Source organism: Polaromonas glacialis, from assembly GCF_000709345.1.
In the GTDB taxonomy this organism is placed as follows: domain Bacteria; phylum Pseudomonadota; class Gammaproteobacteria; order Burkholderiales; family Burkholderiaceae_C; genus Polaromonas; species Polaromonas glacialis.
The window spans coordinates 1,386,401-1,408,686 of record NZ_KL448323.1; the positions used below are offsets into that span (position 1 = coordinate 1,386,401).

Here is a 22,286-nt window from a genome sequence, read left to right on the forward strand (position 1 = left end):
CAGGTCTTTATGGTCAAAAAAATAGCCCCTAGTGTTGTCTGGTTTGATGACATTTTTGTGACTGCCAGCGGCCCCGATGGTGTGGGGGTCATCGCCGGCTGGCAGCTTGGGAAAAACGCCTGCCTTGTCGTATTTTCAAGCAAAAACAGCCGTCTTCGCAATAGCCACGGGCGCAAGCAGCTATCATTTTTACAAGCCCTGCTGCAGCGCGGCCTGCGTGATCGATGACAGCGTGGCGCGCGTGGTGATGACTTCCGGGTCGAGCATGACCTCGATCAGCGTGCCCTCGGGCCGGGCCAGCGCGGCCAGCAGTTCGACCTCGAACCCATCGGTGCGGGTGATGCGAACCCCGGCATAGCCGTAGGCGCGCGCCAGCGCGGCAAAGTCCGGGTTGTTCAGGCGCGAGCCGCTCTCATGCTGCGGATAGGTCTTTTCCTGATGCATGCGGATGGTGCCGTACATGCCGTTGTTGAGCAGCACGATGATGCTTTTGGCGCCGTGCTGCACTGCCGTCGCCAGTTCCTGGCCGTTCATCAAAAAGTCGCCATCGCCGGCGATCGTGAACGCCACGCGCCCGGTCGTGATGGCCGCCGCGATGCCGGCCGGAACGCCGTAGCCCATCGCGCCGACGGTGGGCGCGAGTTGCGTCTTGTGGCCCTTGACCAGCCCGTGGTGCTTGAAGAAGCGGTGAACCCAGCTGGCGAAATTGCCAGCGCCGTTGGTCAGCACCGCATCTGGCGGCAAGTGTTTTTGCAGCAGGCCGACGATGGCCGGCATGTCGATGTCGCCCGGCAGCGCTTGCGGCTCCAGATTGGCCAGGTAGTCGGCGTTGGCCTCAGCGGTCCACGCCTCCCACGGCACCGACACCGGCGCGCTCAGCACTTCGAGCGAACGGGCAGCGGCGTTCATGGTCGCGTTGATCGCCAGGTCAGCCTGGAACACGCGATTCAGTTCCTCGGCGCTGGCGTGGATATGCACCAGTTTTTGCTTCGGCCGGGGCGCCTCGATCAGCGTGTAGTTGCCGGTCGTCATCTCGCCCAGGCGCGGGCCGATGGCGATGATCAGGTCGCTGGCCTTGACGCGCGCGGCCAGTTTCGGGCTCAGGCCGATGCCAACATCGCCGGCATACAACGGGTGGTGGTTGTCAAAGGTGTCCTGGAAGCGAAAGGCATTGCCCACCGGCAGCTTCCAGTTCTCGGCAAAACGCTGCAGCGCCTGCGCCGACTGCGGCGTCCAGCCCCCGCCGCCGGCGATGACCAGTGGCTGCTTTGATTTCAATAGCAGTTCGCGCAGCGTGCGCAAGGCGCCGGGGTCGCTCCAGGCCTGGACCGGCTCGACACGCGGCAGCGGCTGCGCGGAACTCATGCGCGTCAGCATGTCCTCGGGCAGCACCAGCACCACCGGGCCGGGCCGGCCGTTCATCGCCGTGGCGAAGGCGCGCGCGACATATTCAGGGATGCGGTCGGCGTCGTCGATGCGCTCGACGCGCTTGGCGAAACCCTTGGTGCTCGGGCCGAAAAAGCTCGAATAATCCACTTCCTGGAAGGCTTCGCGGTCGCGGCAGTCGCTGGCCACGTCGCCGACCAGCAGCACCATCGGCGTCGAATCCTGGAACGCCGTATGAACGCCGATGGACGCATTGGTCGCGCCCGGCCCGCGCGTGACCATGCAGACGCCGGGCCGGCCGGTGAGCTTGCCGTGCGCCTCGGCCATGAAGGCCGCGCCGCCTTCCTGGCGGCAGGTGATGAAGCGGATCCGGTCCTGGCGCGCATGCAGGCCGTCGAGCGCGGCGAGGTAGCTTTCACCGGGAACGCCGAATGCATGGGTGACGCCCTGGGCCAGAAGGCAATCGACAAGAAGGTGGCCGGCAAGTTGTTGGGTCATGCGCTTTATTGTGCCTTGGCCGCTGCGGCCCGTAATGTCGGCCGCCCTCTCGAAGCGCGGCGGCGCCCGGCTTATTCCGGCGTGGTCGGGTCGGCGTCCGCGCCGCCGCTTTCCAGCGCCTGGCGGGCCAGTTCCTCGTCGCTCAGCGGTGGCGCGTCTTCCAGCGCGGCGAGTTCTTCGAGCAGCGCGTCGTCGGGCTGTTCGTGGCCGAGCAGCACTTCCTCGATGCGCTGGGTGTAGGTTTCGGCGTGGATCGCCTCGGGTCCGCTGGTGGCCGGCGGGAATTTGTCAGCGATGTCGGCCATGACGGCGTCTGATTTTTCTTCCACCCAGCGGACAAAGTCGTTGGCGGGAGGGGTCTGGGAAGCGGTCATTGAAGTCTCCTGAAGTTAAGACATCGTAGCAGCCGTGCTTTCGCAAAAAGCCAATGTACGCCGTCGCCCCGGCCAGCGCAACAGGAAGCGCCCGGACGCTAGGCCAGCGGTGGCGGCAGGGGCGGCTCCAGCGCCTTATTCTGCGCTTCGCGAAGCACCAGCCCGGCCGGCTTGACCAGCGAAATATCGGCCTCGCGCAGCCGCCGCAGCACGTCGAACAGCAAGGCGCTGCGAACGCCGTAGGCCGCGCGCGGCGAGTTGACGAAAGCGGTGGCGTTGAACACCATGCCGGCGCTGTCGATGGCGTCGAGCTGCACGCTGGGCTCGGGCGTCTTGAGCACGTCGGCATGCGCTTCGAACAGTTCCAGGATCAGGCTGCGCACCTGGTCGGCGTCGGCGTCCAGCGGCACCGGCAGCAAAATCTTCACCAGCCCGAGCGGATTGGCATGCGTGACGTTGCGCACTGTCTTGGTGATGAATTCCGAATTCGGCACGATCACGGTCGAGCGGTCGCCCATCTGGATTTCGGTGGCGCGCACATTGATGCGCCGGATGTCGCCCTCGATGCCGCCCAGCGACACCCAGTCGCCGACCTTGACCGGCTTTTCGGCCAGCATGATGATGCCCGAGACAAAGTTCTGCACCACCGCCTGCAGGCCAAAACCGATGCCCACCGACAAGGCGCTGGCCACCCACGCAATGCGCTCCAGCCCGATGCCGACGGCGGCCAGCCCCAGCGACAGCGCCAGCAGGTTGCCGGCATAGGCAAACAGCGTGGACGTCCAGACCTGCATACCGGCGTCCAGCGACGTGGTCGGCAGGAAATCCTCCTTCAGCCAGCGCCTTACGATGCGTACCACGACCAGGCACAGGATGATGACCAGCGCGGCCTGCAGCACCGACACCGGCAGGATCTGGAATTCGCCAATCGAAATCCCCTGGTGCAGCTTGTCGGCGCGCTCGAACAACTCGGACGGCCCTTCGCCGAAGGGTGCCAGCAGCAGCATCAGCGCCAGCGCCACCACCAGCAGCCGGCCCACGCCCGAGAGCAGCACGGCGGCCTGCGCCCGCACCTTGAGAAAGCGCGACGCCGGCATGTCGGCCTCTGCCGTCGAGAGAATGGCGTCGGCAGCGCCAGCAGGGCTGGTCTTGGGGCCCAGCAGCGCAATGAAGCCATCGTCTATCAGCACCGCCAGCAGGTAGGCCGATCCCAGCACGACGGAAATCCAGGCCATCTGGTGTACCACGAAGCTGCCCAGCGCCACATAGCCGAGCAACAGCGCCAGCAGGCTGCTGGCCGTGCCCAGCCAGGCCAGGCCGACCACCGTGGTCAGCCACAGCGGGCTGGGCGGCCAGTTCGCGGCCGACTCGGGCTCGCGCAAGGCCCGCCGGCGCGCCACGTCGCTGAGCAGCAGGCCCAGGCCCATCGCCAGGCCCATCGCCAGCGCGACGATGCAGTCAGCCGCCACAGTGGTCACCAAACTGGCATTGATCTGCGCGGTCAGCTGCATCAGCGCCCAGGTCAGCACCATCAGCAGCGCCAGCACCGGCGGCAGCCAGCGCAGCTTCAGCGCCACCACATCGGGCAGCGGCAGCAGCCGCCATGACGGCCGGGCCGGCAGCAGCAGCGCATGGCCCAGGCCGACGACGAAGCCGCCAAAGCAGATCACGCCGGCGAGCCGGCCCATGATCGGCGCCAGCGCCTCGGGCAGCGGCGCGACCCAGACCAGCCCCAGGTAAACCGCCTCGGCCGTCAGGCCGGCCGTGGCGGTGGGCAGCAGCACCCGCGTCCAGGCATGCAGCGACCGGCGCAGCCGGCCCGGCGGCACGCGCGTGGTCGTCAGCCTCAAGAGCGCCATGCCCGCCCAGGCGTGCAGGCCCAGCAGCACCAGCATGGCCAGGCCCACGCTGGCCCAGACCGCCGTGCCGCTGGCCCGCGCGGTGGCGACCAGCGCGTCGGCCAGGCGGCGGGCGCGCAGCATGTCGCCGGGAATGTCCATGCGCAGCTCGGCCCAGAACAAAGCGCTCAGGATCGACGAGGTGCGTTCGCCCAGCCGGGCCTGGAATTCGGAGCGCCGCAGCGCCGAGATTTCACCGGCCGTCTGTTCGCTTTCCACCGACAGCAGCTTGGCCTGCTTGAACCTGGCATCGAGTTCGGCGCGCACCTTGTTCAGCTGGGTGCGCAACACCGCCACGTCGGGCGCCTCGGCCTGTCCGGGCGTGACCGGCCCCAGCTCGGCCAGCCGCGCCTGGACGCTTGCCAGCTGCGGCTCCAGCAGCGCGGCCGCCGCGTCGGCCTGGGTGCCGGCAGCCAGCACTCCGGCGCGCAGCGGCAGCAGGTCGGCAGCCTCTTTCGGCGGGCTGTCGAGGACTTTTCGCGCCTGGTCGATCTGCGCGCGCACAGCATCCAGCGATGCGTCGATGTTGTCCGGCTGCGCCTGGGCGCACAGCGCGGACAGCAGGAGCAGCAGACCGAGGACGAGGCAGCGCAGCCGATGGGCAATGCCCGGCAAACCGGCGCAGGCGTCAGCCTTGCATGAAGGAAAACTCAAGGGGTGTGGTTGAACTATGCGCATCACAAAGCGGCAACGCTGGCGCGCGGCAAGCAGGAGTCAAGGGGACCGCCATCATAAATGCGCTGCCGCCGCCGGCCAGGTCCGGCGCTGTCTCAGGCCGGTTTCAGGCGGCGGCCAGCGCGGTGCGGCGCACCCGCCGCACATTGAAGGCGCTGGCAATCAGCACGCCCTGCGTGAGTGCCAGCCCCAGCAGCACGCCCCGGTATTGGCCATGGTCCATCATCACGCCAAAGACCAGCGGTGCCACCGCCTGGCCGATGTCCAGCCCCGCATAGACCACGCCGTACACGCGGCCGGTGGCGTTTTCAGGCGTCGAGCGCTTGACCAGCAGGTCTCGCGACGGCCCGGCCATGCCCGAGGTAAAACCCATCAGGCCAAACAGCACCGGCACCACGCCAGGTGCCAGGCTGCCCAGGGCCAGCACCAGCGCCACCGCCGCCGCCAGGCCATAGCCGACGCCGACGATGCGCTCGCAGCGCGCCGGATCGGCCGCCAGAAATCCGCCCAGCACCATGCCGCCGGCCGCGCAGACCATGTACACCGTCAGGCAGACGGCCACCAGGCTCAAGGCCATGCCGTGCAGCTGGCGCGCCGCCTCGGGGGCAAAGGCCTGCACCACGCTGAGCACGATGGCATTCCAGAAGAAAAAGGCAAAGCACATCCAGACGGCGGGAATCTTCAAAAAATCCAGGTTGCCGCCCGCCGCCTTGGCGCCGACGGCCGGCACGACCGGCTGGAGCGCCAGCTTGTCGCGCTGAAGCAGCAGAACAAGCAGCACGGCAAACACCACAACCCCGGCCGCAGCCAGCGCAATGCGCCAGGAAAACGCGAACGTCAGGGACACCACCAGCGCCGGCGCCAGCGCCCAGCCCAGGCTGCCAGTGATGCCATGCACGCTGTAGGCATGGCCCAGGCGGGGCGCGCTGACCTTGCGGTTGAGCAGCGTGTAGTCGGCCGGATGAAACACGCCGTTGCCGATGCCGCCCACCACCGCAAAGCCGGCCAGCATCGCGTAGCTGGTGCTGATCGAATAACCCAGCGCGGCAAAACCCAGCAGCGCCAGGCCGCCAAACAGAATCGGACGCGGGCCGAAGCGGTCCACCACGAAGCCCGACAACGCCTGCACCGCACACGACACGACGAAGAAAATCGTCATCAAAAACCCCAGCTGCGCATAACTGACGTCGAACGCCTCCTTGAGCCAGGGAAACAGCGGCGCCAGCAACAGCTGGCTGAAGTGGCTGGTCAGGTGGCCCAGCCCGACCAGGCCGATCACGCCGGCGTCCAGACGCAAGGAATGGGCGCTATCGGTCGTGTTCAGAGTGCTTGAGATGGTCATGGCGCTATCGTAATGCTGGCCGACCGGGCAGAGCAAGTCGCTTCAGTTCCATGCAAAAAGCTGAAGCTGGCCGAGATTCAATTGCTATTTAATTAATAGCTAGTAACGCCCGTGGATATTGCGCAAAATCCTGTTTTTATGGAATTTCTGTAACTACTAAGGCTTACGATTTGACCGCTGCGGTTTTTGCTTTTTGTTTGGGGCCTTTGGGTGGCTTCTTCTGTGGATTGAGGGGTGAGCGCCTTCCCTCAACCCACAGAAGAAGCCGCCCAAGGCCCCCAAAACAGAAACCACAGTGATCCAATCAAAAGCGTTAGTAGCTACAAATTCCTAAAGCCCGTCCGTTAGATGATCCGCTTGAGCAGCCCCATGACCTGGTCGAAGCGCCGGCCATAGGGTGGATAGAACAGGTCGCCGCGCGCCCATTTCGACTGCGCCAGCACCGGCTTTTGGTGCGTCAGCCGCAAAAATCCGGCTTCGCCGTGGTAGGCGCCCCAGCCGCTTTCGCCCACGCCGCCAAATGGCAGGTGGGGATGGGCAATGTGCATCAGCGTGTCGTTCACCGTCACGCCGCCGCTCACGGTGCGCGACAGCACCTTGTGGCGCGCTGCGGCATCCGTGCCGAACCAGTACAGCGCCAGCGGCCGGGGCCGGGCATTGACATAGGCAATCGCTTCGTCCAGGGACTGGTAGGGCAGCACCGGCAGGATGGGGCCAAAGATTTCCTCGTTCAGCAGCCGCGAATCAGGTGCCGGGTGAAACACCAGCGCCGGCGGCATCTGGCGCGACCCGGCAGCGGCCGCAGTACCGTTACCGGGAATGATCTCCTGCACCCGCGCGCTGTCGTTGCGCGCATCGTCGAGCAGAGCCTGCAGGCGCGCATGCTGGCGCGGGCTGATGATGGCGGCGTAATCGGGGTTGCCTTCGATGCTCGGGAACAGCCTGGCGACGGCCCGCTCGAACGCCTGGGCAAACGCCGCCTCGCGGCCCTCAGGCAGCAGCACGTAATCAGGCGCGATGCAGGTCTGCCCGGCATTGAGCAGCTTGCCGTGGGCAATCTTCAGCGCCGCCTGCTCCAGGTCGCAGGACGCGTCGATGATGCACGGCGACTTTCCGCCCAGTTCCAGCGTGGTCGGCGTCAGGTTGGCGGCGGCCGCTGCGGCCACCTTGCGGCCCACCGCCGTCGAGCCGGTGAAAAACAGGTGGTCGAACGGCAGGCCGGCAAAGGCGGCGGCCACGTCGCCGTCGCCCTGCACCACGCACAGCTCCTCTGGCGCAAAGCTCTGGCCGATCAGTTCGGCCAGCAGCGCCGAGGTGCGTGGCGTCAGCTCGCTCGGCTTGAGCATCACCCGGTTGCCCGCCGCCAGCGCGGTGATGACCGGCCCGAGCGCCAGCTGCACCGGGTAGTTCCATGGCGAAATCACGCCGACCACGCCCAGCGGCTGGCGCAGCAGGAAGGCGCGGGCGGGCTGCAGGTACAGCGGCGTTCGCACCCGGACCGGCTTCATCCAGCGCGCCAGGTTTTTCAGTGCGCCGGCCAGCAGCGTGCGCAGCACGAACAGGTCGGCAATCTCGGTCAGCTGCGGCGAGCGAACGCCAAAGTCGGCCTGCACCGCCCCGGCCAGCGCCGCGCCATGCTGCGCCAGCAGCGCACGCATTTTCAGCAGCCGCTCGCGGCGCAGCGCCAGCGGCACTTCGGCCTGGGCGCGGCTGGCGCGGTGCTGGGCTTCGAACAGGGAATGCAGGCTGGACGGCGGTGGGCTGGAAATCATCCGCCCATGATAGGGGCGGCCGGCTTTGTACATTAGAGGCTTGGTACCAGCGCCCTCACCTGTTTGGCGTACCTCTCAAGGAATTTCCCCATGCATGCATCCACCGCTTCCACGCCATCGAACGTTTCGCACCACTTCCGCCGTGCCGCACTGGCCGCCGCCCTGGTCCTGAGCGGCTGCGGCCTGTCCAGCGCCGAGGAAGTCGGCGCGGTCGATACCGTCTTCAAGTTCATCGGCCCCGACCACAAGATCGTCGTCGATGCCTACGACGACCCGAAGGTAACAGGCGTGACCTGCTACGTGTCGCGCGCCAAGACCGGCGGCATCAAGGGCGCGTTCGGCCTGGCCGAGGACAAGTCCGATGCGTCGATTGCCTGCCGCCAGACCGGCGTCATCAGCTTTGCCGGCGGCAAGCCGCTGGACAAGCAGGAAGAAATGTTCAGCGAGCGCATCTCGCTGGTGTTCAAGCGGCTGCGCGTGGTGCGCATGGTCGATGCCAAGCGCAACACGCTGGTCTACCTGACCTATTCCGACCGCCTGATCGAGGGCTCGCCGCAAAACAGCGTGACCGCCGTTCCGGTGCCGGCCGCCACGCCGATTCCGGTGAAATAAGCCGGCAAGCCGATGGCCTGCACGGCAGTTTGACGCAGCACAGTAAAAACGGCGCGGTTTTGCGCTAAGGTGCTGGCTGGCCCGCCATGGGTCGCATCTGTTCAGGGAAGGCCTTCATGGAATTCAAGGATTACTACACCGTCATGGGACTGGCGCGCGACGCCGCGCCCGACGACATCAAGCGCGCCTACCGCAAGCTGTCGCGCAAATACCATCCCGACGTCAGCAAGGAAAAAGACGCCGAGGCGCGCTTCAAGCAGCTCGGCGAAGCCTACGAAGTGCTGAAAGATCCGGAAAAGCGCACCGCCTACGACCAGCTGGGCCAGCACTGGAAGGAAGGCCAGGAATTCCGTCCGCCGCCCGGCTGGAACGCCGGCGCCGAACATGCCGGCCGCAGCGCGCCGCGCGATTTCCCAGCGGGCGACGGCGGCGACTACAGCGACTTTTTCGAGTCACTGTTCCGCCAGGGCTTTGCCACCGGTGGCGGCAGCCGCGCGGGCGCCGCAGGCCACCGCGCCAGCTTCAGCGCCGCTGGCGAAGACCGCCATGCCAAGATCCTCATCGACCTGGAAGACGCCTACAGCGGCGCCACCCGCACCATCAGCCTGCGCGTGCCCGAGGTAGACACCCAGGGCCAGGTCAGCCACCACGAGCACCAGATCAGTTTCAGTGTTCCCAAGGGCATCCGCGCCGGGCAGCACATCCGCCTGGCCGGCCAGGGCGCGCCCGGCGTGGGCGGCGGTGGCGCGGGCGACCTGTACCTTGACGTCGAATTCAAGCCGCACCTGCTCTACCGCGTGGACCAGCGAGATGTCTACCTGGACCTGCCCGTGGCGCCATGGGAAGCCGCGCTGGGCGCCAACGTGGAGGCGCCCACGCCGACCGGCCGCGTCGAGGTCACGGTGCCGCCCGGCTCGGCAGCCGGGCGCAAGCTGCGGCTCAAGGGACGCGGACTGCCCGGCAGCACGCCGGGCGACTTTTACTTCGTGCTGCAAATTGCCGTGCCGGCCGCCGACAGCGACAGTGGCAAAGCGTTCTATGAAAGCATGGCCAGGCAGTTCAACACATTCAAACCCAGAGCCAAACTGGAAGGCCAGCCATGACCACCACCGACTTCCAACTCGTGCAAATCACCGGGCTGATCCTGGAAGACCAGACCGAACTGAGCCTGGACGACCTGTGCCGCGCCTGCGCCGCGCAGGCCGAGCGCATCGTCGAGCTGGTGGACGAGGGCCTGCTGACGCCCGCCGGCACGGCGCCCGGCGAATGGCGCTTCACCGGCGTCCACCTGCACCGTGCCCGCGTGGCGCTGCGGCTGGAAAGCGACCTGGGCGTGAACCTGGCCGGCGCCGCGCTGGCGCTGGAACTGCTCGATGAACTCGACGCCCTGCGCGAGCGCGTGCAGCGGCTGGAAGCCAGCGGCCGATAAGCCTTGACGCCGGACAGCACGGCTACACTTGTTTTTTACAAGGTAAATAGCCTGTTTTCGCATGCCAGTCCTGCGCAAGAAGCTATCAAAAAAATAGCACTATTCAAATGTCGCCGTCATTCCCGCGAAGGCGGGAATCCAGACGCTTTGCCAAAGGCGGCGCGTCTTTCAAACGCCGGACTAGTGTCGCGTCAGGCGCAAAGTGTCGAGAGATGGCGTCGCCAGCGGCGTGCAGCGCAAGGCGCAGCCCTTGCCAGGGCTGAAGCCCTGGCAAGGGCTGCAACGCGGCGATGCGCGGCGATGGCCAGCGAGAACCGGCAGTTTGCGCCTGACGCGACACTAGATTCTCGCCTTCGCGGGAATGACGGGTCCAAGCTGACGGCTTGCCAAAAGCCGAAGCGGTTTGACGCCTGCTTGAATCGTCTTTAGTATTACGTCCGTAATAACAAAAGGAACATCATGCATGTACTCAAACTGACCCAGATCGGCAACTCGGTGGGCGTGATCTTGCCCAAGGAAGTTATTTCCCGGCTCAAGCTGGCCAAGGGTGAAACGGTCTTCCTGACCGAAACGCCGGACGGCTATGCGCTCACGCCCTACGACCCGGCGCTTGAAGAGGAAATCACGGCGGGCCGCGCCTTCATGCGCGATTTTCGCGACACCTTTCACCAGCTTGCCAAATGAACTGGCGCTGGATAAGGAAGCCGGCATTGCTGCTGCTGCACGGTGAAAGCCTGGCCACGCATGGCGGGCTTGAAGGCATGCAGGACGAAGGCCTGCTGGACTCGGCGCTGGGCCGGCCGCTCAATTTGCTGACCTATGCCTACCCGGCCGCGCCGCCGGATGTTGCAGCGCTGGCCGCCAGCTACGCCGTGTGGCTGGCCAGGAACCATCCGTTCGTGGACGGCAACAAGCGCGCGGTCTTCCTGGCGACCGGCCTGTTTCTGTACCTCAACGGCTACCGGCTGAACGCTTCGCAAGCCGATGCAACGATCACGGTCCTGGGACTGGCCGATGGCGACATCACCGAAAGCGAATTCGCCGACTGGCTGCGCGCCCGTGCGGCTGCACGCTGACGCGGCGCCAGGTTTTTTCTCTCCCGTCTGTCATTGCGAGCTTGACCCGTAATCCATCTCCGCGCAGACCAACACGCTGCGAATTCCAGCGGCTACCCGACGGCGGCTTGGTTAAGGTGCGGTGGATTGCGGGTCAAGACCGCAATGACAAAAGGAGATTTTTAAACCAAAACGCCTGCCTACGCACAACGTACAAGCGCTTGCAGCTATTGAAACCATAGCATCAGGCGACAAACGCTTACAGCATTCTGGCGGATTGGCGTTATCGTCGTGGGCTAGGGTTTACCTGCCCGCAGCTTGTTGCCGTTGCCAATTGAGGCTTTGATGAACCTTCATTTTTTCAATTCAAATCCAGGCACCCGTCTGCTTTCGGTGCTGGCGCTGGCGGCGCTGCTGTCGGCGTGCGGCGGCGGCAGCGATGGCAACAGCGCCCTGCCGGCGGCGCCGACCGCCCAGGCGGCAACAACGCCCGCTTCGCCAAACGCTTCGCTCGTCATCACGCCTGGCGCGCCGCCGGCCTATGCGCCGGGCAGCGAGGAACTGGCGGCCTACCTGCTCCTCAATGCCGAGCGTGGCCGCTGCGGTTTCGGGCTGCTGGCCGCCAACGCGCCGCTGGACGCGGCGGCCAGGTCGCATGCCGACTACATGATCATCAACAGCCAGAATTCGCACCTGCAAAACGCCGCGCAGTTTCCGGAAGGCTTCACCGGCACTGACCCGGCGGCACGCGTCAGGGCGCAGGGCTACACCGACCTGGGCGGCGTGACCGACGAATTTGCCTTTTTCACCTCCAGCCGACCGCCGCTGTCCAAGCGCGGTATCGGCGTGCTGGGCGTTCGCGGACTGCTCAATGCGCCCTACCACCTGAACGGGCTGATGACCGGCTACCGCGATGTCGGCATTGCCGTGCGTTCCAGAGAAGACACCGGCAAGGGACAGGAAGGCGTTTTCGTGCAGATCAACGCGGCCTTCACCGCCAGCGCCGGTCCGCAGTTGCTCGGCAGCAGCGACGTGCAGACCTATCCCTGCGAAGGCACGAGCGGCGTGAACCGCCAGCTGACCAACGAAACGCCCAACCCGGTGCCGGGCCGCGACCTGCGCACGGCGCCGCTGGGCTCAAGCGTCTACATTGCGGTTCGCCAAGGCAACCGGCTGGCAATCACCCGCGCGGCGATGACGCAGGCAGCCACCGGCGAAGCCGTGGCGCTGCGCCCGCCGGTCACGTCGGCCAACGACCCGTATGGACCCTGCTTGAGCGGCTGCTTCGGGCCGCACCAGGCCTATGTCGTTCCGGACGCGCCGCTGCTGCCGGACACGGCGTACACCGTGATGCTCAGTGGAACCAACAACGGCACGGCGTTCAGCCGCAGCTTTATCTTTTCGACCGGCAGCGGGGACTGATCAAAGGGCCGACGTTCAGCCTCCCGCTGTCATTGCGGGCTTGATGAGCCTGCCCCGGACTTGATCCGGGGCAATCCATCCGTGCGCAGTCAACTGTGTATTGAATTCCAGCCGCTGCCTGGCTGCGGCTTGGTTGGGGTGCTGTGGATTGCGGGTCAAGCCCGCAATGACAGAGGAAGAGAGGGAGAAAAAGACGTTCCAGCAACGAGCTGAACAGGATCTCAAGCCAAAAATGCCGTTTGCGCAATAGCCACGGGCGTGGCTGCTATCAAAAAAAGCAGCCCACGCCCGGTGCATCAGGCCAGTTGCGCTTCGCCGAAGTGAAACACGCCCGGCTCCAGAATCGGGTTCACGTCCACATGGATGGTGCTCTTGGGCGGAAACCGGCCTTCGAGCAGCAGCTTGCTCAGCGGGTTTTCAATCCGCTGCTGGATCGCACGCTTCAGCGGCCGCGCGCCGAACACCGGGTCGAACCCGACCTTGGCGAGTTCGCCAATCGCCGCTTCGGACACGTCGAGCGCCAGGTCCATCTTGGCCAGGCGTTCAAGCAACACCTTGAGCTGGATGCGGGCAATCGATTCGATGTTCTTCGCGTCGAGCGGATGGAACACCACGGTTTCGTCGATGCGGTTCAGGAACTCGGGGCGGAAATAGTTCTTCAGTTCTTCCAGCACCGCATCCTTGATGTCCTCATACGGCTGGCCGGTCATCGACTGGATGATCGGCGAGCCGATGTTGCTGGTCATCACGATCACCGTGTTCTTGAAGTCCACCGTGCGCCCCTGCCCGTCGGTCAGCCGGCCATCGTCCAGCACCTGCAGCAGCACGTTGAAAACGTCGGGATGCGCCTTTTCGATTTCGTCGAGCAGCAGCACGCTGTAGGGCTTGCGGCGCACGGCCTCGGTCAGGTGGCCGCCTTCCTCGTAGCCGACATAGCCCGGCGGCGCGCCAATCAGGCGGGCGACCGAATGCTTTTCCATGAACTCGCTCATGTCCACGCGGATCAGGTGGTCCTCGCTGTCGAACAGAAAGCCCGCCAGCGCCTTGCAGAGCTCGGTCTTGCCGACGCCCGTGGGGCCGAGGAACAGGAAGGAGCCGGTCGGCCGGTTCGGGTCCGAGAGGCCCGAACGCGAGCGGCGAATCGCGTTGGCGACGGCGCCAATCGCCTCGTCCTGGCCAACGACGCGGTCATGCAGCTTGATCTCCATCTGCAGCAGCTTGTCCTTTTCGCCCTGCATCATCTTGGCGACCGGAATGCCGGTGGCGCGGCTGACGACCTCGGCGATTTCCTCGGCGCCGACCTGGGTGCGCAAGAGCCGGGGCTTGTCGCCCACGCCCTTGGTTTCTTCAGTGTCCTGCGCCTGCTTCAGGCGTTTTTTCAGCTCGGGCAGCTTGCCGTACTGCAGTTCGGCGACCTTGTTGAAGTCGCCCTTACGGGTGAATTCCTCGATCTGGGTGTTGATGCTGTCGATTTCCTCCATCACGTCCTTGGAACCGAGCGCCTGGGCTTTCTCGGCCTGCCAGATTTCATCCATGTCGGAGATTTCCTTTTGCAGCTTGCCGATTTCCTCCTCGATCAGGCCAAAGCGCTTTTGCGAGGCTTCGTCCTTTTCGCGGCGCACGGCTTCGCGCTCGATCTGCAGCTGGATCAGGCGGCGGTCGAGCCGGTCCATGACCTCGGGCTTGGAGTCGATCTCGATCTTGACCTTGGCAGCGGCCTCGTCGATCAGGTCGATGGCCTTGTCGGGCAGGAAGCGGTCGGTGATGTAGCGGTGGCTCAGTTCGGCCGCCGCGACGATGGCCGGGTCGGTGATCTGCACGCCGTGGTGGGTTTCGTATTTTTCCTGCAGGCCGCGCAGGATGGCGATGGTCGCTTCCACGGTCGGCTCGCCGACCAGGATTTTCTGGAAGCGGCGCTCCAGCGCGGCGTCTTTTTCAATGTACTTGCGGTATTCGTCGAGCGTGGTGGCGCCGACGCAATGCAACTCGCCGCGCGCCAGCGCGGGCTTGAGCATGTTGCCCGCGTCCATCGCGCCCTCGGCCTTGCCGGCGCCGACCATGGTGTGCAGCTCGTCGATGAAGACAATCGTCTGGCCTTCGTCCTTGGCCAGTTCCTTGAGCACGTTTTTCAGCCGTTCCTCGAACTCGCCGCGAAACTTGGCGCCGGCCAGCAGCGCGGCCATGTCCAGGCTGAGCACGCGCTTGCCCTTGAGCGAATCGGGCACCTCGCCGGCGACGATGCGCTGGGCCAGGCCTTCGACAATGGCGGTCTTGCCGACGCCGGGCTCACCGATCAGCACCGGGTTGTTCTTGGTGCGGCGCTGCAGCACCTGGATGGCGCGGCGGATCTCGTCGTCGCGGCCGATCACCGGGTCGAGCTTGCCCAGCCGGGCGCGCTCGGTCAGGTCGATGGTGTATTTGGTCAGGGCTTCCCGCTGGCCTTCGGCATCGGCGCTGTTTACGCCCTGGCCGCCGCGCACCGCGTCAATCGCGGCTTCAAGGGCCTTGCGCGTCAGGCCGTTCTCGCGGGCGATCTTGCCGACGTCGGCTTTGGAGTCGGTCAGCGCCAGCAAAAACAGCTCGCCGGCGATGAACTGGTCATTGCGCTTGATGGCTTCCTTTTCGGTCGCCTGCAGCAGCCGGGCGAGTTCCTGGCCGACCTGGACCTGGTCCTGGCCCTGCACCTGCGGCAGCTTCTTGACGGCGACGTCGGCGGCCTGCGTCAAGCCATTGATGTTGACGCCGGCCCGCTCCAGCAGCGCACGCGGGCCGTCGTCCTGGCGCAGCATGGCGGCCAGCAGGTGCGCCGGCTCGATGTAGTTGTTGTCGTTGCCCAGCGCCAGCGACTGGGCGTCGCTCAGGGCTTCCTGGAATTTGGTGGTGAGTTTGTCTTGTCGCATGAAATCTCCGGTAGAACTTGAATAAATTCAGACCCTGCGAAGCTTGGGGCTTTTACCGCGCTTTACAAGCAGCGGTGGCGCCGTATGTCGCCCGGGCTGGCCTTAGCTTGATCAAGGTCAAGCCAGGGTGACGCGCTTCAGGCGTTCGGCGCGCGAATGCCCCATTTGGCCAGTGCGGCATCGTCGCTGACCCGCGCATCGACCCAGCGCGCACCCTCGGGCGTTTCTTCCTTTTTCCAGAACGGCGCCTGCGTCTTGAGGTAATCCATCAGGAATTCGCAGGCCTTGAAGCTCTCGCCCCGATGCGCCGACGTGACCGCGACCATCACCACCTGGTCGAGCGGCAGCAAAAGCCCGACCCGGTGAACCACCCGCGCGGCAAAGATGTCGAAGCGTTCAATCGCCGCGTCAATCATCGCCTCGATGGCTTTTTCGGTCATGCCGGGATAGTGCTCCAGTTCCATGCTGCTGACGCTCAAGCCGTCATTGCGGTCACGCACCGTGCCGGTGAAGGTGCAGACGGCGCCGACGCGCTTGTCATTTTTTCGCAGCGCATCGACCTCGTCGGCCAGGTTGAAGTCGCCGGTCTGGATGGTGACGCGCGCCGTGGTCATGCGGATCAGCCTCCGGTCACGGGCGGGAAAAAAGCGATTTCGCAGCCGTCGGCCAGCAGCGCGGCTTCGTCGCTCATGACCTGGTTCACGGCCATGCGAACCGCCCTGCCGCGCGCCAGGCTGGCGGCATGCGCCGGGCTGGCGGCGAGCAGTTCGTCGCGCAGGCCGGCCAGCGTCAAAGCCGAGGTTTCGCGCGACTCGCTTCCCTGCCCGATGGCTTCGCGGATCGACGCAAAGTATTTGATGGTGACGTTCATGGCGCAAAAACCTTCACGACAGCAGCGCCGAAAACGGCAGGAAGCGCACCGTGTCGCCACGGGCAATGACCTGGCCCGCCGGGAGATCGACCAGCCCGTCGCCCCAGACTGCCGAGGTCAGCACGCCCGAACTCTGGTTGTCGAACAGATCCAGCCCGCCCGCCGCATTCAGCCTGGCGCGCAAAAATTCACGGCGTTTGTCGGCTTTTAGCCAGTCAAAATGGGCGGGGAGCGCTATAGATACAGGAGCAACAGCGGTCGCCCCCTGAAGCTTGAGGATGAATGGCCGCACCAGCAGCAAAAAGGTCACGAAGCTCGACACCGGATTGCCCGGCAGGCCGATGAAGTGGGCGGCAGCTATCTTTCCGTAGGCAAATGGCTTGCCCGGCTTGATGGCAATCTGCCAGAGGGTCAGTTCGCCCAGCGCCTGCACGGCGGGCTTGATATGGTCTTCCTCGCCGACCGACACGCCGCCGCTGGTCAGGATCAAATCGTGCTGCTGGCTGGCGCCCCTGAGTGCGTCTATGGTCGCCTCCAACCGGTCGGGCACGATGCCCAGGTCGGTCACGGTGCAGCCCAGCCGCTGCAGCAGGGCCTTCAGGAAAAAACGGTTGGAGTTGTAGATGGCACCGGGTTTCATGTCGCCGGGCGCCACGTCGCCGGGCATCACCAGTTCGTCGCCGGTGGAAAACAGAGCCACCCGCACGCGCGGCGCGACTTGCAAGCGGTCAAAGCCGATGCTGGCGGCCAGCCCGAGGGATGCTGGCAAAAGGCGCGTTCCGCGCGCCAGCACGACCGCGCCGGCGGCCACGTCTTCGCCACGGCGACGTATCCACTGGCCGGGCCGTGGCTGCGCCGCGATGCGGATGCCACCGTCCACGGCAGCGCAGTCTTCCTGCATCACCACCGCATCGGCGCCCGGCGGAATCGGCGCGCCGGTGAAGATCCGCGCAGCGCTTGCCGGCGCCAGCGCATATCCGCTTGAGCCGGCCGGAATGCGCTGGCTGACCGGCAGCAGCGTATCAAGGCCAAGCCAGTCGGCGCAGCGCAGCGCGTAGCCGTCCATCGAACTGTTGTCGTGCGCAGGGACGTCCAGGCTGGAGAGCAGGTCCTGCGCCAGCACGCGGCCATCGGCATCGAAGGTTGAAATGCTTTCGGCAGGCGCCAGCGGCGCAGCGAAGGCCAGCAGTTCGGCCAGCGCCAGGTCGAGCGGCTTCATGGGCGGACGCTCTGGCCGGGCAGGCGCCGGGGTGGAAACTGAAACTGAAGGCATGGCGGGTGTCCGGAACGTTGTAAACGGTGGAGTCGGAGAAAAAAAACCGCTCAGTCGAGCCGGTGTTCAAACGAATACTCGAACCGGTCCTGATTGTTCATCAGGAAATCGGCCACGGCGTCGGCGTCGTTCAAATCCAGCACCGGACGCAAGGTTGCCACCGGCAGCTGGCCGGGGGAATCGGTGGCAATGGCCACCACGTAGTGGTCTTCGAGGTAACGCGTGGGCTTGCCGGACGCGGCTCGCCAGACCTCGATCTTGAGCAAATCGCTGTGCTTGAAGCCCTCGACCAGCACCCAGTCAACGCCTTCGTACAGCTCGGCGATCAAGTGGTGTACCGTGAGTTCGGCGGGCTGCTCGAACTCGCGCATCAACGCCAGCCGGTTTTGCGAGGCCACGACGACCTCGAAGGCGCCGGCCTCGCGATGGCGGAAGGTGTCCTTGCCGGGATGGTCGATGTCGAACTTGTGGTGCGCATGCTTGACGACCGACACACGCAGGCCGCGCAACCTGAGCGCGGGAATCAGCTTTTCGACCAGCGTGGTCTTGCCCGAACCCGAGTAGCCGGCAAATCCGATGACCTTCATCCGGCGGTATCCATGCGGAACAGACCGCTATCGAATAAATAGCTGCCTGCGCCCGTGGTACCTGCGCAAAAGCCCAATTCAATGCACATTTTCGGCAATGTACTGCTTGATGGCCGCAGCATCGGCCGGCAGCAGCCTGACGCGCTTGGGCAAATCTTCAATGCCCTCGAAGCCCGCAGGCCGCACCGGCGGCTTGCCCAGCGCCTCCTCGATGGTGGCGGCGAACTTGATCGGCAAGGCGGTTTCCAGAACGATCATCGGCACGCCGGGCTGCAAATGCTCGCGCGCCACCTTCACGCCGTCGGCGGTGTGGGTGTCGATCATGGTGCCGAAACGCTGCCAAGTGTCCCGAATCGTCGCCAGCCGGTCGGCGTGCGTGCTCTTGCCGCTGACAAAACCGTAACGCCCGGCGGCCATGGCAAACGCCGGGTCGGCGCCCAGGTCGAAACTGCCCTGGCTGGCAATCTGGTCGTGAAACAGCGCGCGGGTCTTGCCCCCGTCACGGCCGAGCAGGTCGAACACGAAGCGCTCGAAGTTCGACGCCTTGGAAATGTCCATCGACGGGCTGGAAGTTTCAATCGTGTCGGCGCTGGTGCGAACGCGGTAGATGCCGGTGCGGAAGAACTCGTCGAGCACGTCGTTCTCGTTGGTGGCCACCACCAACTGCTCAATCGGCAGCCCCATGCTGCGCGCCACGTGGCCGGCGCAGACATTGCCGAAATTGCCCGACGGCACGCTGAAGCTGACTTTTTCAGTGTTGGAGTTCGTCGCTTGGAAATAGCCGGAAAAGTAATACACGACTTGCGCCATCAGGCGTGCCCAGTTGATCGAGTTGACCGTGCCGATCTTGTACTGACGCTTGAATGCCAGGTCGTTGGACACGGCTTTCACGATGTCCTGGCAGTCGTCGAACACGCCGTCTATCGCGATGTTGTGGATGTTCTCGTCCTGCAGGCTGAACATCTGCGCCTGCTGGAACGGGCTCATGCGGCCGTTCGGCGACGTCATGAAGACGCGAACGCCTTTCTTGCCGCGCATGGCGTATTCGGCAGCGCTGCCGGTATCGCCGCTGGTCGCGCCCAGGATGTTCAGTTCTTCGCCGCGCCGGGCCAGTTCGTATTCGAACAGGTTGCCCAGCAACTGCATCGCCATGTCCTTGAAGGCCAGCGTCGGGCCGTTGGACAGCGCTTCGAGGTACAGGCCCTCGCCCAAGGGGCGGAGCGGCACGATTTCCTTGCTGCCGAATACTTGCTCGGTGTAGGTCTTGTCGCAGATCGCCTTCAGGTCGGCGGCGGGGATGTCGTCGATGTACAGCGACAGCACTTCAAATGCCAGGCCGGCATAGGGCAGACCGCGCCATTTACTGAGCGTGGCGTCATTGACCTGCGGATAGTATTCGGGCAAATAAAGGCCGCCGTCCGGCGCCAGGCCTTCGAGCAGGATTTCGCAAAAGCGCTTGCGCTCGGGCGGGTTGCCCGACGAGGCGCGGGTGGAGATGTAGTGCATCAGGCCAGTTCCTCCTTGCGGATGCGGGTGATGTCTGCCAGCACCGTGGGCAGCGCCTGCATCTGCGCAATGGCTTCGTTCATCTTGGCTTCGACGCAGTCATGCGTCAGGATGATCAGGTCGGTCTGGGTCGAGCCTTCGCCGCCCACTTCGTCGGCTTCGCGCTGCAGCACGGCGTCGATGCTGATGCCGAGCGATGCCAGGATGCCCGTCACATTGGCCAGCACGCCGGCTTCGTCGGCGACTTTCAGGCGCAGGTAGTAACTGGTGACAATTTCCGACATCGGCACGATGGCCAGGTCGCTCATTTCGTCGGGCTGGAAGGCCAGGTGCGGCACGCGGTGCTCCGGGTCGGCGGTGTGCAGTCGGGAAATATCGACCAGGTCGGCAATCACCGCGCTGGCGGTCGGCTCGCTGCCGGCGCCCTTGCCGTAGTAAAGCGTCGTGCCGACGGCGTCGCCATGCACGACGACAGCGTTCATAGCGCCCTCGACATTGGCCAGCAGGCGCTTGGCCGGGATCAGGCTGGGGTGAACGCGTAGCTCGATGCCATTGGCCACGCGCTTGGTGATGCCCAGCAGCTTGATGCGGTAGCCCAGCTGCTCGGCGTAGCGGATGTCCTGCGCGGCCAGGCCCGTGATGCCCTCGACATAGGCCTTGTCGAACTGGACCGGGATGCCAAAGGCAATCGCGCTCATCAGCGTCGCCTTGTGCGCGGCGTCCACGCCTTCGATGTCGAAGGTCGGATCGGCTTCGGCGTAGCCCAGCGCCTGCGCTTCCTTCAGCACCACGCCGAAGTCCAGGCCCTTGTCGCGCATCTCGGACAGGATGAAGTTGGTCGTGCCGTTGATGATTCCGGCAATCCACTGGATGGAGTTGGCGCTCAGGCCTTCGCGCAGCGCCTTGATGATGGGGATGCCGCCGGCCACGGCAGCTTCAAAGGCCACCATCACGCCCTTGCGCTGGGCCGCCGCGAAAATCTCGGTGCCATGCACGGCGAGCAGCGCCTTGTTCGCGGTCACGACATGCTTGCCCGACTCGATGGCTTCGAGCACCAGCGCCTTGGCAATGCCGTAGCCGCCGATGAGTTCGATCACGATGTCGATGTCCGGGCTGGCCACGACCTGGCGCGCGTCATTGACCACCAGCACGCCGTCGCCCACCAGGGCCTGGGCGCGCGCCATGTCGAGGTCGGCGACCATGGTGATCTCGATGCCGCGACCGGCGCGGCGGCGGATTTCTTCCTGGTTGCGCTTGAGCACATTGAACGTGCCGCTGCCCACAGTCCCGATGCCCAGAAGGCCTACCCGGATCGGGCTTAAATTCGTCGTTGTTTTGAGGTTCACCTGGAGTCCTGCGTGTCGTGGTTGTGCGAACTGGCCGTTCAAAGGGCACAGCGGGAAAATGAAAAAATGAAAGTCAGATCAGCTTGTTGCGGTATTTTTCAAGGAACAGGGCGATGCGGCCGATGGCTTCGCGCAGGTCTTCCTCATGCGGCAAAAAGACAATGCGGAAATGGTCGGGTGCGGCCCAGTTGAACCCCGTGCCCTGCACCAGCATGACCTTGGTTTCCTTGAGCAGTTCGAGGAAGAATTGCCGGTCGTCCGTGATCGGATAGACCTCGGGGTCGAGCCGGGGAAACATGTAGAGCGCCGCGCTGGGCTTGACGCAGCTCACGCCCGGAATGGCGGTGATCAGCTCATACGCCAGGTCGCGCTGGCGCCGCAGCCTGCCGCCCGGGCAAGTCAGGTCATTGATGCTCTGGTAGCCGCCCAGCGCCGTCTGGATCGCCCACTGGCCCGGCACGTTGGAGCACAGCTTCATGTTGGCCAGCATGTTCAGGCCTTCTATATAGTCCTGCGCCCTGTTCTTGGGGCCGGACACAACCAGCCAGCCCGCGCGGTAGCCGCAGGAGCGGTAGCTCTTGGACAGCGAATTGAAGGTCAGCGTCAGCACGTCGGTGGACAAGCTGGCCAGCGCCGTGTGGCGCGCGCCGTCATACAGCACTTTGTCATACACCTCGTCGGCCAGGATCACCAGGTTGTGTTCACGCGCAATCTCGACAATGCTTTTGAGCAGTGCGTCGGAGTACAGCGCGCCGGTCGGGTTGTTCGGGTTGATGACGACAATGCCCTTGGTACGCGGCGTGATCTTGGCGCGTATGTCATCCAGGCTGGGCATCCAGCCGTTGCTCTCGTCGCAGATGTAGTGAACCGGTGTGCCGCCCGCCAGGCTCACGGAAGCGGTCCACAGCGGGTAGTCGGGCGACGGCAGCAGCAGTTCGTCGCCGTTGTCGAGCAAGGCGTTGGTCGCCATCGAGATCATCTCGCTGGCGCCGTTGCCCAGGTAGATATCTTCCAGCGTCACGCCCTTGATGCCCTGCTTTTGCGTCTCGTGCATCACGGCCTTGCGCGCCGCAAAAATGCCCTTGCTGTCCGAATAGCCGGCTGATGCGGGCAAATTGCGGATCATGTCCTGCTGGACTTCCTCGGGCGCGTCAAAACCAAACACCGCCAGGTTGCCAATGTTGAGCTTGATGAGCTTTTGGCCTTCTTCTTCCATCTGCTTGGCCGCATCCATGATCGGGCCACGGATGTCGTAAAGCACATTGGCCAGTTTGGCAGACTTGGTGATCGGTTTCATGTCGGTTTTGATGAAAGGTTGGGCAGGGCCGCTTCGCCAATGG

20 protein-coding genes are annotated in these 22,286 nt (G+C 64.8%); 7 read left to right on the forward strand and 13 right to left on the reverse strand.

Features of this window, described 5'->3' with window-relative positions; all coding sequences use genetic code 11:
- The first annotated feature begins 9 nt into the window (after positions 1-9).
- The gene (locus EC86_RS28650; RefSeq protein WP_156955255.1) at positions 10-228 is read left to right on the forward strand and encodes a hypothetical protein; all 219 of its coding nucleotides are present in this window, start codon (positions 10-12) and stop codon (positions 226-228) included.
- Here the strand turns inward: EC86_RS28650 and EC86_RS0107000 are convergent.
- From EC86_RS0107000 to EC86_RS0107020, 5 genes are all read right to left on the reverse strand, one after another.
- On the reverse strand, positions 190-1,884 hold the full coding sequence (locus EC86_RS0107000; protein WP_029524955.1) for a thiamine pyrophosphate-binding protein: 1,695 nt from the start codon (positions 1,882-1,884) through the stop codon (positions 190-192). The genes EC86_RS28650 and EC86_RS0107000 overlap by 39 nt on opposite strands.
- A 71-nt stretch (positions 1,885-1,955) precedes the next feature.
- Positions 1,956-2,258, reverse strand: a complete 303-nt coding sequence (locus tag EC86_RS0107005) for a hypothetical protein (RefSeq protein WP_029524956.1) — start codon at positions 2,256-2,258, stop codon at positions 1,956-1,958.
- A gap of 98 nt (positions 2,259-2,356) precedes the next feature.
- Complete coding sequence (locus tag EC86_RS0107010; RefSeq protein ID WP_232229832.1) at positions 2,357-4,810, reverse strand: DUF3772 domain-containing protein; 2,454 nt, start codon at positions 4,808-4,810, stop codon at positions 2,357-2,359.
- A gap of 127 nt (positions 4,811-4,937) precedes the next feature.
- Positions 4,938-6,173: an MFS transporter gene (locus EC86_RS0107015; RefSeq protein ID WP_029524958.1), complete on the reverse strand. Its 1,236-nt coding sequence runs from the start codon at positions 6,171-6,173 to the stop codon at positions 4,938-4,940.
- Between the two features lie 344 nt (positions 6,174-6,517).
- Positions 6,518-7,945 carry a coniferyl aldehyde dehydrogenase gene (locus EC86_RS0107020; RefSeq protein ID WP_029524959.1) on the reverse strand — a complete coding sequence of 476 codons (1,428 nt, stop codon included), beginning with the start codon at positions 7,943-7,945 and terminating at the stop codon, positions 6,518-6,520.
- Between the two features lie 90 nt (positions 7,946-8,035).
- On the opposite strand from EC86_RS0107020, the gene EC86_RS0107025 reads away from it, so the two are divergent.
- The 6 genes from EC86_RS0107025 (at position 8,036) to EC86_RS0107050 (ending at position 12,463) form a co-directional block, all read left to right on the forward strand.
- The gene (locus EC86_RS0107025; protein ID WP_232229833.1) at positions 8,036-8,557 is read left to right on the forward strand and encodes a CreA family protein; all 522 of its coding nucleotides are present in this window, start codon (positions 8,036-8,038) and stop codon (positions 8,555-8,557) included.
- 116 nt (positions 8,558-8,673) lie between these two features.
- On the forward strand, positions 8,674-9,660 hold the full coding sequence (locus tag EC86_RS0107030) for a DnaJ C-terminal domain-containing protein (protein WP_029524961.1): 987 nt from the start codon (positions 8,674-8,676) through the stop codon (positions 9,658-9,660).
- Positions 9,657-9,986, forward strand: a complete 330-nt coding sequence (locus EC86_RS0107035; protein ID WP_029524962.1) for a chaperone modulator CbpM — start codon at positions 9,657-9,659, stop codon at positions 9,984-9,986. Before EC86_RS0107030 ends, EC86_RS0107035 begins: the two co-directional genes overlap by 4 nt.
- A gap of 459 nt (positions 9,987-10,445) precedes the next feature.
- Entirely contained in the window at positions 10,446-10,670 is a 225-nt protein-coding gene (locus EC86_RS0107040) for an AbrB/MazE/SpoVT family DNA-binding domain-containing protein (RefSeq protein ID WP_029524963.1), read from the forward strand.
- Positions 10,667-11,062, forward strand: a complete 396-nt coding sequence (locus EC86_RS0107045; RefSeq protein WP_029524964.1) for a type II toxin-antitoxin system death-on-curing family toxin — start codon at positions 10,667-10,669, stop codon at positions 11,060-11,062. Before EC86_RS0107040 ends, EC86_RS0107045 begins: the two co-directional genes overlap by 4 nt.
- A gap of 324 nt (positions 11,063-11,386) precedes the next feature.
- Positions 11,387-12,463, forward strand: coding sequence for a spore germination YkwD domain-containing protein (locus tag EC86_RS0107050; RefSeq protein WP_029524965.1), 1,077 nt, complete (start codon positions 11,387-11,389; stop codon positions 12,461-12,463).
- A gap of 296 nt (positions 12,464-12,759) precedes the next feature.
- Here the strand turns inward: EC86_RS0107050 and clpB are convergent, their stop codons facing one another.
- The 8 genes from clpB to EC86_RS0107095 all read right to left on the reverse strand — a co-directional run bounded on the left by clpB (position 12,760) and on the right by EC86_RS0107095 (position 22,243).
- Positions 12,760-15,363, reverse strand: a complete 2,604-nt coding sequence (gene clpB, locus EC86_RS0107060) for an ATP-dependent chaperone ClpB (RefSeq protein WP_029524966.1) — start codon at positions 15,361-15,363, stop codon at positions 12,760-12,762.
- A gap of 137 nt (positions 15,364-15,500) precedes the next feature.
- Positions 15,501-15,977 carry a molybdopterin synthase catalytic subunit MoaE gene (moaE, locus tag EC86_RS0107065; RefSeq protein WP_029524967.1) on the reverse strand — a complete coding sequence of 159 codons (477 nt, stop codon included), beginning with the start codon at positions 15,975-15,977 and terminating at the stop codon, positions 15,501-15,503.
- Positions 15,978-15,982: 5 nt separating this feature from the next.
- Complete coding sequence (locus EC86_RS0107070; RefSeq protein WP_029524968.1) at positions 15,983-16,234, reverse strand: MoaD/ThiS family protein; 252 nt, start codon at positions 16,232-16,234, stop codon at positions 15,983-15,985.
- A 13-nt stretch (positions 16,235-16,247) separates the two neighbouring features.
- The gene (locus EC86_RS0107075; RefSeq protein WP_051675774.1) at positions 16,248-17,507 is read right to left on the reverse strand and encodes a molybdopterin molybdotransferase MoeA; all 1,260 of its coding nucleotides are present in this window, start codon (positions 17,505-17,507) and stop codon (positions 16,248-16,250) included.
- Positions 17,508-17,557: 50 nt separating this feature from the next.
- Positions 17,558-18,094 (reverse strand): molybdopterin-guanine dinucleotide biosynthesis protein B, encoded by a 537-nt coding sequence (gene mobB, locus EC86_RS0107080; protein ID WP_029524970.1) that lies wholly within the window; start codon positions 18,092-18,094, stop codon positions 17,558-17,560.
- A 78-nt stretch (positions 18,095-18,172) separates the two neighbouring features.
- The gene (gene thrC / locus EC86_RS0107085) at positions 18,173-19,600 is read right to left on the reverse strand and encodes a threonine synthase (RefSeq protein ID WP_029524971.1); all 1,428 of its coding nucleotides are present in this window, start codon (positions 19,598-19,600) and stop codon (positions 18,173-18,175) included.
- The gene (locus tag EC86_RS0107090; RefSeq protein ID WP_029524972.1) at positions 19,600-20,946 is read right to left on the reverse strand and encodes a homoserine dehydrogenase; all 1,347 of its coding nucleotides are present in this window, start codon (positions 20,944-20,946) and stop codon (positions 19,600-19,602) included. Before EC86_RS0107090 ends, thrC begins: the two co-directional genes overlap by 1 nt.
- 73 nt (positions 20,947-21,019) lie before the next feature.
- Positions 21,020-22,243 carry a pyridoxal phosphate-dependent aminotransferase gene (locus EC86_RS0107095; protein ID WP_029524973.1) on the reverse strand — a complete coding sequence of 408 codons (1,224 nt, stop codon included), beginning with the start codon at positions 22,241-22,243 and terminating at the stop codon, positions 21,020-21,022.
- Positions 22,244-22,286: the final 43 nt, after the last annotated feature.